The following is a 16131-nucleotide window of genomic DNA, read 5'->3' as shown; positions in this document are numbered from 1 at the left end:
GCGTCGAAATGCCCTGCGGGTCGCGTCATCTCACTCTCGAGTGAGACCTCGCCAGAACGTGTCGGATGCCGCGGTAACCACCTCGTCGACCGAAGCGCCGTAGAGCATTCCGCCCGCGGCGACAGCGGCGACGCCGTGGAAGGTGGCGAACGCGACAAGGGCGATGTGGAGGGGGTCGCCGGGGCCGATGTCACCCGCGGCCTGGGCCTCGGTGACGATCCGGACGGTCAGATCCATCGGCGTGCGGCCGGCCTCCACCACCGCGGCGGCAGCCCCGGGTGCTTGCTTGCTGCTGTACATCAGGGCGAGCAGCTCGCGGTGGGTGAGGGCGAACGTGACGTAGGCGCTGGCGAGTGCACCCAGGCGGGCGCGGGCATGCGGTTCCGCCTCGTCGAATGCCTGCTCGAGCGCCTCGGTCAGGCGTCGGAACCCCTGCTCGACGAGCGCGTCGAGCAGGGCCTGCCGATCCCGGAAATGTTTGCTGGGTGCGGCATGACTGACCCCGGCCTCCCTGGCGAGTCGTCGGAGCGAGATGCCGTCGACGCCGTCCTCCTCGAGGGTGCTCTCGGCACGGGTGAGCAGCACCTGGCGCAGACTCCCATGGTGGTACGGCTGTTCGAGGTCGGGCATGGCATCAGCGTAGCGCAATGTTGGCATTGACTACATTGGTGACAGTGACTACATTCGGGGGCACTCAACAACTAGGAGAAGCATGTCTGTCGACGTATCCGGATCGACCGTCCTCATCACCGGCGCCAGCGCGGGCCTCGGCACCGAGTTCGCCCGGCGCTTCGCCGAGCGGGGGGCAAACCTCGTCCTCGTCGCCCGCCGCGCCGACCGGCTCGAGGAGCTTGCCACCGAGATCCGCGATAAGCACCGCGTGACGGTCACCGTCCTCCCGATGGACCTCGCCGCGCCCGGCGTCGCCGAAAAGCTCAAGAGCGAACTCGCCGCGCGCGACATCCGCATCGACTCCCTCGTCAACAACGCCGGATTCGGCATGCACGGCGACTTCGCCTCCGCCGACCTGGACCGGATGACGTCCGCGATCCAGCTCAACGTCACCACGCTCGTCGAGTTGTCCCACGTCTTCCTGCCCGATCTGCTCCGCGGGCGCGGCCTACTGATGAACATCGCCAGCAGCACCGCGTACCAGCCGGTTCCCGGCATGGCGGTGTACGCGGGAACCAAGGCGTTCGTCCTCCACTTCACCGAGGCGTTGTGGGCGGAGGCCCGGGGTACCGGACTGACAGTGCTCGCGGTCTCCCCTGGCCCGACCCACACCGAGTTCTTCGACGTCGTCGGCACCCAGCAGGCGGCCGCGGGGCACATGCAGACGGCCGAGCAGGTGATGAAGACCACGTTCCGGACCCTCGACCGCCGCAACCCTCCGCCGAGTGTCATGTCCGGGTGGACGAACAAGCTGTCCGCACTCGGCCCGCGACTCGGGACCCGCCGGCTCACGGCGCTGGTCGTCAGTCGCATGCTCGGCAACGTCCGGATGCGCGCATCGGTCGAGAAGTAGCAACGACCGGCGAGCAGCTACGGCCCGGGCGAGCGAGCGAAATCGCCCGGGCCGTATCATCGGTGCACGATCGGCCAACTCGCCTTTCATGATCGAGTCTGCATCCGGACGCGCACCTTCTCGTCCGACCGCAGTCGGCGCCCACCGCACGCGCCCCAGCTCCGCACTGGTTCTATCGATGCTGGCTGTATCGATCCCGCGGCAGCGACACCGGACCGATCTGCTTCCGGAAGCTACCCCCGGGTAACATTCATTGTTGTCGTCCCGTTCGGCGTCCCCGCGTGTGCCCCTCGTGTGGCCATGTCCACAGCGCCGTTGGTACCGGAAAAGTGAGGCAGTTCAATGACTGAACGCGTGCAGGTCGGTGGTCTTCAGGTCGCCAAGGTTCTCTACGACTTCGTGAACGACGAGGCCCTTCCGGGCACCGGCGTCAGCGCCGATGCGTTCTGGGAGGGTGCAGGCAAGGTCTTCGCCGACCTGGCCCCGAAGAACAAGGCGCTGCTCGCCAAGCGTGACGACCTGCAGGAACAGATCGACGGCTGGCATCGCGAGCGGGTCGGCCAGCCGATCGACACCGCCGAGTACAAGGCGTTCCTGCAGCAGATCGGCTACCTGCTGCCCGAGCCGGCTCCGTTCCAGATCGAGACCGCGAACGTTGACGCGGAGATCGCCACCACCGCCGGACCGCAGCTCGTCGTGCCCGTCCTCAACGCCCGCTTCGCGCTCAACGCGTCCAACGCCCGCTGGGGCTCGCTGTACGACGCGCTGTACGGCACCGACGCGATCTCCGAGGAGGGCGGCGCGGAGAAGGCGCCCGGAGGAAAGCCCGGCTACAACAAGGTCCGCGGCGACAAGGTGATCGCGTGGGCCCGAGGATTCCTCGACACCGCCGCTCCCCTGGCCAAGGGCTCGCACGCCGAGGCCACTCGCTACTTCATCGACGGCACCGAGCTGCGCGTCGAGCTAGGTGGCGAGGTCATCACCGGGCTCGCGCAGCCCGAGAAGCTCGTCGGCTACCTCGGTGAGAAGGACTCCCCGAACTCGGTGCTGCTGCGGAACCATGGCCTGCACATCGAGATCGAGATCGACCCCAGCTCCCCGATCGGCCAGACCGACGGCGCCGGCGTCAAGGACGTCGTGCTCGAGTCCGCGGTCACCACGATCATGGACTTCGAGGACTCCGTTGCAGCGGTCGATGCCGAAGACAAGGTCGTCGGCTACCGCAATTGGCTCGGCCTCAACCGCGGCGACCTGTCCGAGGACTTCGCCAAGGGCGGAAAGACAGTCACCCGCACGCTCAACGGCGACCGTACCTACACCACCCCGGACGGCGACGAGCTGACGCTGCACGGACGCTCGCTGCTGTTCGTCCGCAACGTCGGACACCTGATGACCAATCCGGCGATCCTCGACACCGACGGCAACGAATTGCCCGAGGGCATCCTCGATGCCCTCGTCACCAGTGCGTGCGCGACTCACGGTCTGAGCGTCGACGACCAGCACGGACCGCTGAGCAACTCGCGTACCGGCTCGATCTACATCGTCAAGCCCAAGCAGCACGGCCCCGAGGAGGTCGCGTTCACTACCGAGTTGTTCGGCCGCGTCGAGGAGGTCCTCGGACTGCCGGCGAACACGCTCAAGGTGGGCATCATGGACGAGGAGCGGCGCACCACCGTCAACCTCGCCGCCTGCATCAAGGAAGCGGACCAGCGGGTGGTGTTCATCAACACCGGCTTCCTCGACCGCACCGGCGACGAGATCCACACCTCGATGGAGGCCGGCGCGATGGTGCGCAAGGCCGACATGAAGAAGCAGACGTGGATCGCCGCCTACGAGGACTGGAACGTCGACACCGGCCTGGAGCGCGGCCTGCAAGGCAAGGCACAGATCGGTAAGGGCATGTGGGCCATGACCGATCTGATGGCCGACATGCTCGAGCAGAAGATCGGCCACCCGAAGGCCGGCGCCAACACTGCGTGGGTGCCGTCCCCGACGGGCGCGACCCTGCACGCCACCCACTACCACCAGGTGGACGTGTTCGCGGTCCAGGACCAGCTGAAGGGCAAGCAGCGTGCCACCATCGACGAGATCCTGACGATCCCGCTCGCCCCCAGCACCGACTGGTCCGACGCCGAGAAGCAGCAGGAACTCGACAACAACTGCCAGTCGATCCTCGGCTACGTGGTGCGGTGGATCGATGCCGGCGTCGGCTGCTCCAAGGTGCCCGACATCCACGACGTCGCGCTCATGGAAGACCGGGCGACGCTGCGCATCTCGAGCCAGCTGCTGGCCAACTGGCTGCGGCACGACATCGTCTCCGAGGCCGACGTCGTCGCGAGCCTCGAGCGGATGGCGCCGGTCGTCGACCGCCAGAACTCCGATGACGCCGCCTACCGGCCGATGGCCCCGAACTTCGAGGCCAGCATCGCGTTCCAGGCAGCCAAGGAGCTAATCCTCGAAGGCGGTAAGCAGCCGAGCGGCTACACCGAGCCGATCCTGCACCGCCGCCGGCGCGAGTACAAGGCCGCCGTGGCCGGGGCATAGTCCGCCGAACCCGCCTGACCTCACCAGGGAGTGCTTCCCGGGCCGCACATGGCCCGGGAAGCACTCCCTGTGGTGTCTCGTCGGCTTGCGGGTGCCACCGTGAAGAAGTGGTTCGCTGCCCCCCTGCGGTGACCTCCAGGACGCCAATGGCGCCGCTAGTCTGGGTTGGAGAGTGCGAGGAGCCACACATGACGAAGTCGGTTCTGCCGCCTACTGCCCCAACGATCTTGACGCCCCAGGAACGTGTCGATCGGTGGTTGGCGAGTTTCGAATCCGCTCTCTCCGACCGCGACATCGCCCGGGTCGCAGCGATGTTCACAGTCGACAGTTTCTGGCGTGACCTGGTGGCGTTCACTTGGAATATCGCGACCGTCGAGGGCCACGACGGTGTCACCGAGATGCTTCGGGCGCGGCTCGATGACACCGATCCGTCGAACTTCCGCACCACCGAGGTGCTCGAGGAAGAGGTGCCGGAACGCGATGGGGTCAGGTCCGCGTTGATCGAGTTCGAAACGGCGACCGGCCGAGGCAAGGGGCACCTGCGGCTCGAAGGTGATCAGGCGTGGACGCTGCTCACCACGATGGAGGAGCTGAAGGGCCACGAAGAGCGACGGGGGCCGACTCGCGTCAACGGTGCGGTGCACGGTTCCGCTGGCAACACTCGGAGTTGGGCGGAGAGGCGCGAGATCGAGGAGCGGGAACTCGGTTACACCTGTCAGCCGTATGTGCTGGTGATCGGCGGTGGCCAGGGAGGAATCGTATTGGGCGCGCGACTGCGTCAGCTCGGCGTTCCGGCGCTGGTCGTCGACAGACACGAACGGCCCGGTGATCAGTGGCGCGAACGATACAAGTCGCTGTGCCTGTACGACCCGGTCTGGTTCAGCCACCTCCCGTACCTGCCCTTCCCCGACAGCTGGCCGGTCTTCTCGCCGAAGGACAAGCTCGGCGACTGGCTCGAGATGTACACGAAGGTGATGGAGATTCCGTACTGGGCCTCCACGAGGTGCATGTCGGCGAAGTTCGACGAGGAGCTCGAGGAGTGGACCGCCGTACTCGACCGCTCTGGACAGCGAGTGGTGCTGCACCCGAAGCATGTCGTGCTCGCGACCGGGGTTCATGGCGAGCCCCATGTCCCGGACTTCCCCGGCCGGGACGTGTTCCACGGTGAGCAGCATCATTCCAGCCAGCATCCGGGTCCCGACGCTTACGCAGACAAGCGTGTCGTCGTGATCGGCTCGAACAGCTCGGCTCATGACATCTGCCTAGCGTTGTACGAGAACGGCGCTGATGTGACGATGGTGCAGCGTTCGTCCACACACGTCGTCAAGTCGGAAACGCTGAGGGACCTTATCGCAGAACTGTATTCGGAGGATGCACTTGCAGCGGGTATCACAACGGAGAAGGCCGACCTCATCTCCGCGGCGGTGCCCTACAAGATCATGCCCGAGTTCCAGATCCCGGTCTACGAGAAGGTCGCTGAACGGGACAGGGACCTCTACGATCGGCTCGCGAAGGCCGGTTTCAAACTCGACTTCGGTGACGACGGGTCGGGGCTCTCGATGAAGTTCCTGCGCCGCGGCTCCGGTTTCTACGTCGACCTCGGTGCGTCGGATCTGGTTGCCGACGGCAGCATTCGCCTCGCGTCGGGACAGGTGGAGAAGCTGACCGAGGATGCCGTGGTGCTCGCTGATGGCACCGAGTTGTCGGCCGATCTGGTCGTCTATGCCACCGGCTACGGTTCGATGAGCGGCCGGGTGGCCGACTTGATGGGTCAGGCGGTGGCCGACAAGGTCGGGAGGTGTTGGGGACTTGGCTCCGCAACCACCAAGGATCCGGGTCCGTGGGAGGGCGAGTTACGCAACATGTGGAAGCCCACCCGGCAGGAAGGGCTGTGGTTCCAGGGCGGAGGTCTGTCTCAGGCGCGGCAGTACTCTCTGTATCTCGCTCTGCAGTTGAAGGCCAGGTACGAGGGCATCGCGACCCCGGTATACGGGCTGCCGGAGGTTCATCACCTCAGCTGATACGGCTCGACCCTGTCTGCGACCGACAAGCGCTTCGCTCCCTCTGCTGTGACATCTCCGTTGCTTCGACATATCCGGGCCGCCATGACGGCGCTCTACTCTGGGTTGCGGAGCGAAGGAGAGACCCATGACGAAGTCAGTCCTGCCGCCTTCTGACCAACTAACTCTGACCCCTCAGGAACGTGTCGATCTGTGGTTGGCGAGCTTCGAGTCCGCCCTCTCCGACCGCGACATCGACCGCGTCGCGCGCATGTTCGAGGTCGACAGCTTCTGGCGCGACCTGGTTGCCTTCACCTGGAATATCACGACCGTCGAAGGCCGCGATGGCGTCACCGAGATGCTTCGGGCACGGCTCGACGACACCGATCCGTCGAACTTCCACACCAGCGAGGTGCCGGAGGAAGACAACGGCGTCACATCCGCGTTCATCGAGTTCGAGACGGCGATCGGCCGCGGCAAGGGACACCTGCGGCTGAAGGGCGACGAGGCGTGGACCCTCCTCACCACGATGGAGGAGCTGAAAGGCTTCGAAGAGCGGCTCGGGCCCCATCGCGTAAACGGTGCGGTCCACGGTCCCCGCGGAGCCACCCAGACTTGGGCCGAAAAGCGCGAGATCGAAGAGCGGGAGCTCGGCTACACCCGACAGCCATATGTGCTGGTGGTCGGCGGCGGCCAAGCCGGTATCGCGCTGGGCGCGCGGCTGCGTCAGCTCGACGTTCCGGCGCTGGTCGTCGACAAGCATGAACGGGCCGGCGACCAGTGGCGCAAACGGTACAAGTCACTGTGCCTGCACGACCCGGTCTGGTACGACCACCTCCCCTACCTGCCCTTTCCTGAGAATTGGCCGGTTTTCTCGCCCAAGGACAAGATCGGCGACTGGCTCGAGGGCTACACGAACTTGATGGAGATCCCGTACTGGGCCTCCACGAGGTGCATGTCAGCGAATTTCGACGAGGAACTCGAGGAGTGGACTGTCGTCCTCGATCGCGCCGGGCAGCGCGTGGTGTTGCACCCGAAGCATGTCGTGCTCGCGACCGGGATGCACGGCAAGCCCAACGTCCCGGACTTCCCCGGTCAGGACGTGTTCCGCGGCGAGCAGCATCACTCCAGTCAGCACCCGGGTCCCGACGCCTACGCCGGCAAGCGTGTCGTGGTGGTCGGCTCGAACAACTCAGCTCATGACATCTGCCAGGCGTTGTACCTGAACGGTGCCGATGTGACGATGGTCCAGCGTTCGTCCACCAATGTCGTCAAGTCGGAGACGCTGATGGATCTCGGACTCGGAGACCTGTATTCGGAGCGTGCCCTCGCAGCGGGCATCACGACGGAGAAGGCCGACCTCACAACGGCGTCACTGCCCTACAGGATCATGCACGAGTTCCAGATCCCGATCTACGAGAAAGTCGCCGAACGGGACAAGGACCTCTACGACCGGCTCGCGAAGGCCGGTTTCAAGCTCGACTTCGGTGACGACGGGTCGGGGCTCTCCATGAAGTTCCTGCGCCGCGGCTCCGGCTACTACATCGACGTCGGTGCCTCTGACCTGGTCGCCGACGGCAGCATCCACCTCGCGTCAGGTCAGGTTGAACGGCTGACCGAAGATGCTGTGGTTCTCACCGACGGCACCGAGTTGCCGGCCGACCTGGTCGTGTACGCCACCGGCTACGGCTCGATGAACGGCTGGGCGGCCGACCTCATGGGTCAGGACGTGGCCGACAAGGTCGGCAAGTGTTGGGGACTCGGTTCCGCAACCACCAAGGATCCGGGTCCGTGGGAGGGCGAGCTGCGCAACATGTGGAAGCCCACCCGGCAGGAAGCACTGTGGTTCCAGGGCGGAAATCTGGCTCAGGCGAGGCAGTACTCCCTGTACCTCGGCCTGCAGTTGAAGGCCAGGTACGAGGGAATCCCTACTCCGGTCTACGGATTACCGGAAGTCCATCACCTCAGCTGAGACAGCAGGTGGGACCGCCACATGACGAAGTCAGTCCTGCCGTCCACGGACCACATGACATTGACACCTGAGGAACGAGTCGATCTGTGGTTGGCGAGGTTCGAGTCCGCCCTGGCCGGCCGCGATACCGACCGCGTCGCGGCGATGTTCGCGGCCGACTGCTTCTGGCGCGATCTGGTGGCGTTCACCTGGAATATCGCCACGGTCGAAGGACGGGATGGCGTGGCCGCGATGCTTCGGGCGCGGCTCGATGACACCGATCCGTCGAACTTCCGTACCACCGAGGTGCTCGAGGAAGAGGTGCCGGAACGCGGTGGCGTCACGTCCGCGTTGATCGAGTTCGAGACGGCGATCGGCCGAGGCAAGGGGCACGTACGGCTGGAGGGCGACGAGGCGTGGACCCTCCTCACCACGATGGAGGAGTTGAAAGGCTACGAGGAGAGGCGGGGGACAAATCGCGTCAACGGTGCGACGCCCGGTTCCGGTGGCGGCACCCGGACCTGGGCGGAAGGGCGTGCGATCGAGGCGCGAGAGTTCGATGGCACACGCCAGCCGTACGTGCTGGTGATCGGGGGCAGCCAAGGCGGTATAACGCTCGGTGCGCGGCTTCGTCAGCTCGACGTTCCGGCGCTGGTCGTCGACAAGCACGGACGCCCGGGCGACCAGTGGCGCAAACGGTACAAGTCACTGTGCCTGCACGATCCGGTGTGGTTCGACCACCTCCCCTACCTTCCGTTTCCCGACAACTGGCCGGTGTTCTCACCGAAGGACAGGCTCGGCGACTGGCTCGAGATGTACACGAGGGTGATGGAGATTCCGTACTGGGGATCCACCACCTGCCGGTCGGCGAAGTTCAACGAGGAAGCGAGGGAGTGGACCGTCGCCCTGGACCGCGCCGGACAGCTCCTTGTCCTGCGGCCGAAGCACCTAGTGCTCGCAACCGGACTGCAAGGCAGGCCCCACGTCCCGACCTTCCCCGGTCAGGACGTGTTCCGCGGCGAGCAGCATCATTCCGGCGAGCACCCGGGGCCGGACGCCTATGCCGGCAAACGTGCCGTAGTGATCGGCGCTGGTAACTCGGCTCATGACATCTGCCAGGCGTTGCATGAGAACTGCGCTGACGTGACGATGGTGCAGCGTTCGCCCATGTATGTGGTGAGGTCGGAAACGCTGACGGATGTGGGATTCGGGGACCTGTATTCGGAACGTGCACTGGCGGAGGGCATTACGACGGAGAAGGCCGACCTCATTTCCGCATCGCTGCCGTACAAGATCATGCCCGAGTTCCAGATCCCGATCTACCAGGAGGTCGCCAAGCGGGACAGGGATCTCTACGACCGGCTCGAGAAGGTGGGATTCAAACTCCATTTCGGGGACGACGGGTGGGGGTTCGCCACGGTGTACCTGCGTCTCGGCTCCGGCTACCACATCGACGCCGGCGCGTCGGATCTGGTCGCCGACGGCAGCATCCACCTCGCGTCGGGTCAGGTGGAACGGCTGACCGAGGACGCCGTGGTGCTCACCGACGGCACCGAATTACCCGCTGACCTGGTCGTCTACGCCACCGGCTACGGCTCGATCAGCGCCCGGGTCGCGGACCTCATGGGTCAGGAGGTGGCCGACAAGATCGGCAAGTGCTGGGGCCTCGGCTTCGGCACCGTCAAGGATCCGGGTCCGTGGGAGGGCGAGCTGCGCAACATGTGGAAGCCCACCCGGCAGGAAGGGCTGTGGTTCCAGTGCGGCGGCCTGGCTCAGGCGCGACAGTACTCCCTCTACCTCGCGCTGCAGTTGAAGGCCAGGTACGAGGGAATCCCGACCCCGGTCTACGGGCTGCCGGAGGTTCGTCACCTCAGCTCAGGCAGACCACTACGCCCCTGACGCACGCGACCCCGACTCCTCGACGGAGGATTCGGGGCCGCGCCCGTCATGATGCCCCCGATCGTCATTAGACTGCGGTCGTCAGGGCTGGTCGGGCCCAGAACCGACCGAGCGGAGAGCAAGGCGGTTTTCGTGGGACGGCATCGCAACGATCGACGATTTCGTGGCGTCAGCAAGGGGCCGATCATCTCGGCGGTGACGGTGATCGTCCTCGTGCTCGGCGTCGTCGGCTGGTTCCAGTTGAAGGACCGCACAAGTAGCCAGGGCACCGCGGCGGCTGGAGCGTGCGTCGAGGGTGCCGTCACACTCGTCGTCGCCGCCGACCCCGACATCGCCGGCCCGATCCGTGAACTCGCTGCCCGCTTCACCGAGACCCGGCCGGTGATTCGGGACCACTGCGTGTCGGTGTCGGTGCACGATGCCGATTCCGCCGCCGTGACGGGCGCGCTGTCCGCGGCACCGCAAGGTCCCTGGAACAACAACCTCGGCCCGGCCCCGGCGCTGTGGATCCCCGCGACCAGCGAGCCGGTCAACCGGCTCTCCGGAACCGGCGCCATCGACGGCCAACCGAAGTCTGTCGCCTTCAGTCCGGTCGTCGTCGCGGTCCCCCAGGAACTCGGCCACGCCCTCACCGCAGCCAGAATCAATTGGCAGACCCTCCCCACACTGCAGTCAGGGACAGATTCGCTCGCCGGTTTGGGACTCAACGGTTGGGGCAGCCTGAAGCTCGCACTTCCCACCGGCGCCGGATCCGCCGCTACCACGTCCGCCCTGGACGCTGTCGCCGCTGCGACCGCGAACGTCGGCACCGGGCCGCTTGACGCGGCCCAGGCCGCGTCCCCGCGGGTCACCACCGCGATTGCCGCGCTTGCCAACAGCAGCGCGGCACACGAGGGAGCACCCGCGTCCACGCCCGACGCGATCACCGCGTTGGCCACCCAACCCGACCCCGCGCGGGCGCCGTTCCACGCCGTCCCCGCCACCGAACAGCAGATCTACGCCGTCGGAGAAAGAGCACAGCGCCTGGTCGCGTTCGCCCCGTTCGGCGCCACGCCGGTCGCCGACCATCCAGCCGCGATCCTTGCGGCACCGTGGGTCGACGAGACCCTCAGCCGCGCCGCCGCGCAGTTCGTGGACTTCCTGAGCCAGCCCGAGCAGGTACAGGACCTCGTCGATGCAGGATTCCGTGTCGGCGACCAGACGCCCCCGTCAACCGACTGGACCCCGATGCCGCCGCTCGGGCAGGTGCTCGCGCCGGCCACCGGGCCCGCCGCCACCCACCTTGCCGCGACGTTTGCCAGCCCTGTCATCCCGCAGGCAACGACAATCCTGCTGGACATCTCCGGATCCATGGGCTTCAACGACGGAACGGGTACCCGAATGAGCAACACCGTCGACGCGCTCTCCGCTCGAATCGCGGCACTGCCGGATGGGGCCGACGTCGGTCTGTGGGTGTACAGCCGTGGCCTCAATGGAAACGAGCCGTATCGAGTGGAGGTCCCGACCGGGCCAATGAACGAAGACGATCGCCGGCAGCGGCTCGAGACCGCGCTACATTCCCTGCGCCCAGCCACCGCAACATCGACCTACGCGTCCCTGATCGCCGCACACGAGAGCGCCGTCGACGGGTTCGTCGAAGGCCGCCCCAATTCGATCCTGCTCATCACCGATGGACCCAACGACGACACCTCCACCACCAGAGAGCAATTGACGACGGCACTCACCGGCGGCGCCCACCCCGTACGCGTCGACGTCGTCTCGATCGATGACAACAGCGACCAGGAGACACTGCAAGCAGTCGCCGACCAGACCGGTGGCACGTTGATCGCGGTCCCCTCCACTGAAGGCCCCGCCATCGGTGGCGCCTTCGGAGAACTCTTGCTGTAGGGGATTTTTTTGGTTCTTGCGGTCCGGTGCTGAATTTGGGTATTTCATGGGTTCCGTGCGGCTCGGATTTCTTGCATGGGAAAGGCGCCATGTCGCTTTCTTCCGGAACGGGAACGACAGTGGGCTGAGCCCCTCTGGATGCCCCACTGTGCGTATCGACGAAGTCCAGGAGCGTCCGCCCCAACGTGTACACAATCTCGCACGACCGGAACCACAACTTCGCGGCCGTAGCCGGCTCCAGTCCCCTACCCCGCCAGCCGAGATCGTTCCTGTGGCGATGTCATTGTCGATTCGTCGTTGGCGATTCGTCGCTGATTTGGTCGAGCCCTACTGGGTTCGGGTATTCTAATGCTTCCGTCCCGCACCGAGTTCAGTGTGATCGCTTCCCCGGAACGGTGACGGCCCGGATGCTCGATGCGAGCATCCGGGCCGTCGATCGCCGATCGGCTAGCTGGTGAACGCCTCGATCGGCGGGCACGAGCACACGAGGTTGCGATCGCCGCGAGCACCGTCGATGCGGCGGACTGCGGGCCACACCTTGGGGCGAGAGTCACTCCCCTTTCCGCGCGGGTAGACCGCGATCTCGCGTGAGTACGGGTGCTTCCAATCGGAGACCAGGCATGCAGCGGTGTGCGGGGCGCCGCGCAGCGGATTGTCATCGACGGGCCACTCCCCCGCCCCGACCCGATCGATTTCACGGCGGATCGCGATCATTGCCTCACAGAACTCGTCGATCTCGTCGAGGTTCTCGCTCTCGGTCGGCTCCACCATGAGGGTGCCGGCAACTGGGAAGCTCATCGTCGGCGCGTGGAACCCGTAGTCGGCCAGACGTTTCGCGACGTCATCGACCGTCACGCCCGTCTCCTTGGTGAGCGGACGCAGGTCCAGGATGCACTCGTGCGCGACCATGCCGTTCTCACCCGTGTACAGCACAGGGAAGTACTCGTCGAGGCGCCGGGCGATGTAGTTGGCCGACGCGATTGCGGTCAGAGAAGCACGACGCAGGCCCTGCGCGCCCATCATCTTGATGTACATCCACGTGATCGGCAGGATCGACGCGCTGCCGTACGGTGCCGCGGACACCGGGCCCGAACCACCGAGTTCGGGGGCCATCGGATGACCCGGGAGGAACGGAGCGAGGTGTTCACGGACACCGATCGGACCGACGCCCGGGCCGCCGCCGCCGTGCGGGATGCAGAACGTCTTGTGTAGGTTCAGGTGGCTCACATCACCGCCGAACCGGCCCGGCCGAGCCAGTCCGACAAGCGCGTTCAGATTCGCGCCGTCGACGTACACCTGTCCGCCGGCGTCGTGCACCGCCGCGCAGATCTCACCGACCTCTTCCTCGTAGACGCCATGCGTCGACGGGTAGGTGATCATGATCGCCGCCAAGCGTTCGGCGTGGTCGGCGATCTTGGCACGCAGATCGTCGAGGTCCACGTCGCCGTTCTCACGGCATGCGACGACCTCGACACGCATTCCGACCATCACCGCCGACGCCGCGTTGGTGCCGTGCGCACTGGATGGAATCAGGCAGGTGTCCCGATGGTGGTCCCCGCGGCTGAGATGGTAGTTGCGGATCGCGAGCAGCCCCGCGAACTCGCCTTGACTCCCCGCGTTGGGCTGCAGGCTCACCGCGTCGTAGCCGGTGATGGCGACCAACCAGTCCTGCAGATCGGAGATCACCTTCAGCATGCCCGGCGCATCCTCGGTCGGCGCGAACGGATGAAGCCTCGCGAAGGCGGGCCATGTGATGGGCTCCATCTCGGCGGTCGCGTTGAGCTTCATCGTGCACGAGCCGAGCGGAATCATGCTGCGATCGAGTGCGATGTCCTTGTCGGACAGAGCCCGCAAGTAGCGGAGCATCGCTGTCTCCGTGCGGTACTTCGTGAAAGCCTCGTGCTGCAGGAATGCGGTGGTGCGGTCCCCAAAAGAAGTCGGTGCATACGCGATCTCGACGCCGGATGGCAGCCCGAACGCCGCGAGCACCGACTCGAGGTGCTCCTCGGTGGTTGCCTCGTCGCACGCGACGCCCACGTGATCGTCGTCGACCAAACGCAGGTTGACGCCCCACGCCTTCGCCTGCCCGACGACGTCGGCGGCGCGCCCCGGCACCCGCGCGAGGACGGTGTCGAAGAAGCGTTCGTGGACGACCTCCACGTCGGCGGCGCGCAGTCCGGCCGCGAGATAGCCGGCCCGATCGTGCACACGCTGCGCGATCGCCTTCAGGCCCTCGGCGCCGTGGTAGCTGGCGTACATGGCCGCGACGACGGCGAGCAGCACCTGCGCGGTGCAGATGTTGCTGGTCGCCTTCTCACGGCGGATGTGCTGCTCGCGGGTTTGCAATGCCAGCCGGTAGGCCTTGTCGCCGTCAGCATCCACAGAGATACCGACGAGCCGGCCCGGGAGCTGCCGCGCGTGCTTGGTGTGAACGGCCAGATAGCCGGCGTGCGGACCGCCGAAGCCCATCGGCACGCCGAACCGCTGGGTGGTGCCGAAGCACGCGTCGGCACCCATCTCACCGGGAGGGGTGAGCATGGTCAGCGCCAGGAGGTCGGCACCGACCGCCACCAACGCGCCTCGCTCGTGCGCCGCCTCGATCATCGTCGAGTAGTCCACCACGCGGCCGGACGCACCCGGGACCTGCGCGAGGACACCGAAGAACTCGCCGTCCGGCAGGCCCTGCGTGAGGTCTGCTTCGACGATGTCGATGCCTAGTGGCTCGGCCCGGGTCACCACGATGGCGCGGGTCTGCGGGAACAGATCGGTGTCGATGACGAACCGAGACGACTTGCTGCGCGACGCGCGGCGCAACAACGTCATCGCCTCGGCTGCCGCAGTGCCCTCGTCCAGCATCGACGAGTTCGCGATCTCCATGCCGGTCAGGTCGCCGACCATGGTCTGGAAGTTCAGCAGCGCCTCGAGCCGCCCTTGGCTGATCTCCGGCTGGTACGGCGTGTAAGCCGTGTACCAGGCCGGGTTCTCGAGGATGTTTCGTACGAGAACCGGCGGAGTCAGCGTGTCGTAGTAGCCAAGACCGATCATCGACGTCGCGACGGTGTTCTGGTCAGCAAGTGCGGCAAGCGCGTTGAGCGCCTCGTGTTCGGTCAGCGGCTCGTCGAGCGTGTCGAGACCCGCAGCGACACCCTCGGTCGCAGGATCGAGAATGCTCGCGGGCACGGCACGAGCCGCGAGTTCGCCGAGCGAGTCGACGCCGACGACATCGAGGATGCGTGACAGCTCGGCCGAGTCGGGACCGACATGGCGATCGGTGAACGAGTGGCTACGAGGGTCGATCAAGTGAACTCCCAAGCGGTAAGTCAGGTTCAGGATGCGTTCCACCGGTGGAACGTTCCTCCCCCTCTGTCACCTGCTCGGGAATCCCGAGCGCCTGAGAGATTCGGCTGCCGCCGCGTCCACAACGTTCCGCGGACGCTACGCGCCTTTCCCCGTGGGCGGGTGGGTGCTCCCACCGCTCTCCAGAGGCGTCGTAGCCCGCACGGTCCTCGGTGCCTGAGAGATTGACGGGGAGGTGTTGCTCCTTCGGCGTCCGAACAGCCCTGACGGCCTGCCCAGAACTCTCCCGTACGGCGGCGACGCTACGTCAGTCTATGCCACTGGACGACACCTGGACGAATGCCCAGAACACGGCTACCCGGTCTTGCGATCGCCACGATTTCTGCGTCGGGACGCCAGCTCGTCCTCGGGACGTTCAGTGGCGTCGCCTCCGCTGGCGCGCTCGGCGGGAAAGCCGGCGATCTTCCCGGTCAGCTCGCGCATCGCGCCGCTCACCGCTATGCCGAAGACGCCTTGGCCGCCCTGCAGCAGGTCCACGACCTCCTCTGGCGACGTGCACTCGTAGACCGTGGTGCCGTCGGAGAACAAGGTGATGTGTGCCAAGTCGCCTACACCTCGTTGGCGGAGGTGGTCGACCGCTACCCGGATGTTCTGCAGAGAGATACCGGTGTCGAGCAGTCGCTTGACGATCTTCAGGACGAGAATGTCCTTGAACGAGTACAGACGCTGGCTGCCGGATCCGGCGGCTCCACGAATCGAAGGCACGACGAGGTTGGTACGGGCCCAGTAGTCGAGTTGCCGGTAAGTGATGCCCGCGATCTGGCATGCGGTCGGCACGCGGTAGCCGACGAGTTCGTCAGGAATGGAGTCGTCGGGAAACAACCCTGGCTGCACGTCCTCGTCGAGGGCGGGCGCCCCGATGGTCATTTCGCCAACAAGGTCCAACTGGTGTTCCTCTGGTTGATCTCCCACGGACTACTCCCTCTCGCGTTCAGTGGCGACCAGCAAGGAGAGGAATGAAACACTTC

Annotated in this window: 9 protein-coding genes and 1 riboswitch; of the genes, 6 read left to right on the top strand and 3 right to left on the bottom strand. The window is 66.0% G+C overall.

Annotated features, from left to right (window positions below):
• Positions 1 to 30: 30 nt before the first annotated feature.
• Positions 31 to 630, bottom strand: coding sequence for a TetR/AcrR family transcriptional regulator (locus EF834_RS08520; RefSeq protein WP_127946802.1), 600 nt, complete (start codon positions 628 to 630; stop codon positions 31 to 33).
• 82 nt (positions 631 to 712) lie between these two features.
• Here EF834_RS08520 and EF834_RS08515 point away from each other — a divergent pair, with 82 nt between their 5' ends.
• From EF834_RS08515 to EF834_RS08490, 6 genes are all read left to right on the top strand, one after another.
• Positions 713 to 1525: an SDR family NAD(P)-dependent oxidoreductase gene (locus EF834_RS08515; protein WP_127946801.1), complete on the top strand. Its 813-nt coding sequence runs from the start codon at positions 713 to 715 to the stop codon at positions 1523 to 1525.
• Between the two features lie 342 nt (positions 1526 to 1867).
• Positions 1868 to 4069, top strand: coding sequence for a malate synthase G (locus EF834_RS08510; RefSeq protein WP_127946800.1), 2202 nt, complete (start codon positions 1868 to 1870; stop codon positions 4067 to 4069).
• 188 nt (positions 4070 to 4257) lie between these two features.
• Positions 4258 to 6090, top strand: coding sequence for an NAD(P)/FAD-dependent oxidoreductase (locus tag EF834_RS08505; RefSeq protein WP_127946799.1), 1833 nt, complete (start codon positions 4258 to 4260; stop codon positions 6088 to 6090).
• Between the two features lie 127 nt (positions 6091 to 6217).
• Positions 6218 to 8041, top strand: coding sequence for a flavin-containing monooxygenase (locus EF834_RS08500; protein WP_127946798.1), 1824 nt, complete (start codon positions 6218 to 6220; stop codon positions 8039 to 8041).
• A gap of 21 nt (positions 8042 to 8062) precedes the next feature.
• Complete coding sequence (locus EF834_RS08495; protein ID WP_127946797.1) at positions 8063 to 9919, top strand: NAD(P)/FAD-dependent oxidoreductase; 1857 nt, start codon at positions 8063 to 8065, stop codon at positions 9917 to 9919.
• 132 nt (positions 9920 to 10051) lie between these two features.
• Positions 10052 to 11806 (top strand): substrate-binding domain-containing protein, encoded by a 1755-nt coding sequence (locus EF834_RS08490; RefSeq protein ID WP_164874103.1) that lies wholly within the window; start codon positions 10052 to 10054, stop codon positions 11804 to 11806.
• 447 nt (positions 11807 to 12253) lie between these two features.
• Here EF834_RS08490 and gcvP read toward each other — a convergent pair whose 3' ends face one another.
• Both gcvP and EF834_RS08480 read right to left on the bottom strand, forming a co-directional pair.
• Positions 12254 to 15106 (bottom strand): aminomethyl-transferring glycine dehydrogenase, encoded by a 2853-nt coding sequence (gcvP, locus tag EF834_RS08485; RefSeq protein WP_127947297.1) that lies wholly within the window; start codon positions 15104 to 15106, stop codon positions 12254 to 12256.
• A gap of 190 nt (positions 15107 to 15296) precedes the next feature.
• A riboswitch (glycine riboswitch) is annotated at positions 15297 to 15402 on the bottom strand.
• A gap of 55 nt (positions 15403 to 15457) precedes the next feature.
• Positions 15458 to 16075, bottom strand: a complete 618-nt coding sequence (locus EF834_RS08480; RefSeq protein WP_127946795.1) for a MerR family transcriptional regulator — start codon at positions 16073 to 16075, stop codon at positions 15458 to 15460.
• Between the last annotated feature and the right edge of the window lie 56 nt (positions 16076 to 16131).

Source organism: Rhodococcus spongiicola (assembly GCF_004011835.1).
Lineage (GTDB): Bacteria > Actinomycetota > Actinomycetes > Mycobacteriales > Mycobacteriaceae > Prescottella > Prescottella spongiicola.
This window is presented reverse-complemented; position numbering and strand designations above follow the sequence as displayed.

Coding starts and splice junctions, on each gene's coding strand:
- EF834_RS08495 (WP_127946797.1), top strand. CDS start 8,063: ATGACGAAGTCAGTCCTGCCGTCCACGGACCACATGACATTGACACCT.
- EF834_RS08520 (WP_127946802.1), bottom strand. CDS start 630: ATGCCCGACCTCGAACAGCCGTACCACCATGGGAGTCTGCGCCAGGTG.
- EF834_RS08505 (WP_127946799.1), top strand. CDS start 4,258: ATGACGAAGTCGGTTCTGCCGCCTACTGCCCCAACGATCTTGACGCCC.
- EF834_RS08510 (WP_127946800.1), top strand. CDS start 1,868: ATGACTGAACGCGTGCAGGTCGGTGGTCTTCAGGTCGCCAAGGTTCTC.
- EF834_RS08500 (WP_127946798.1), top strand. CDS start 6,218: ATGACGAAGTCAGTCCTGCCGCCTTCTGACCAACTAACTCTGACCCCT.
- EF834_RS08515 (WP_127946801.1), top strand. CDS start 713: ATGTCTGTCGACGTATCCGGATCGACCGTCCTCATCACCGGCGCCAGC.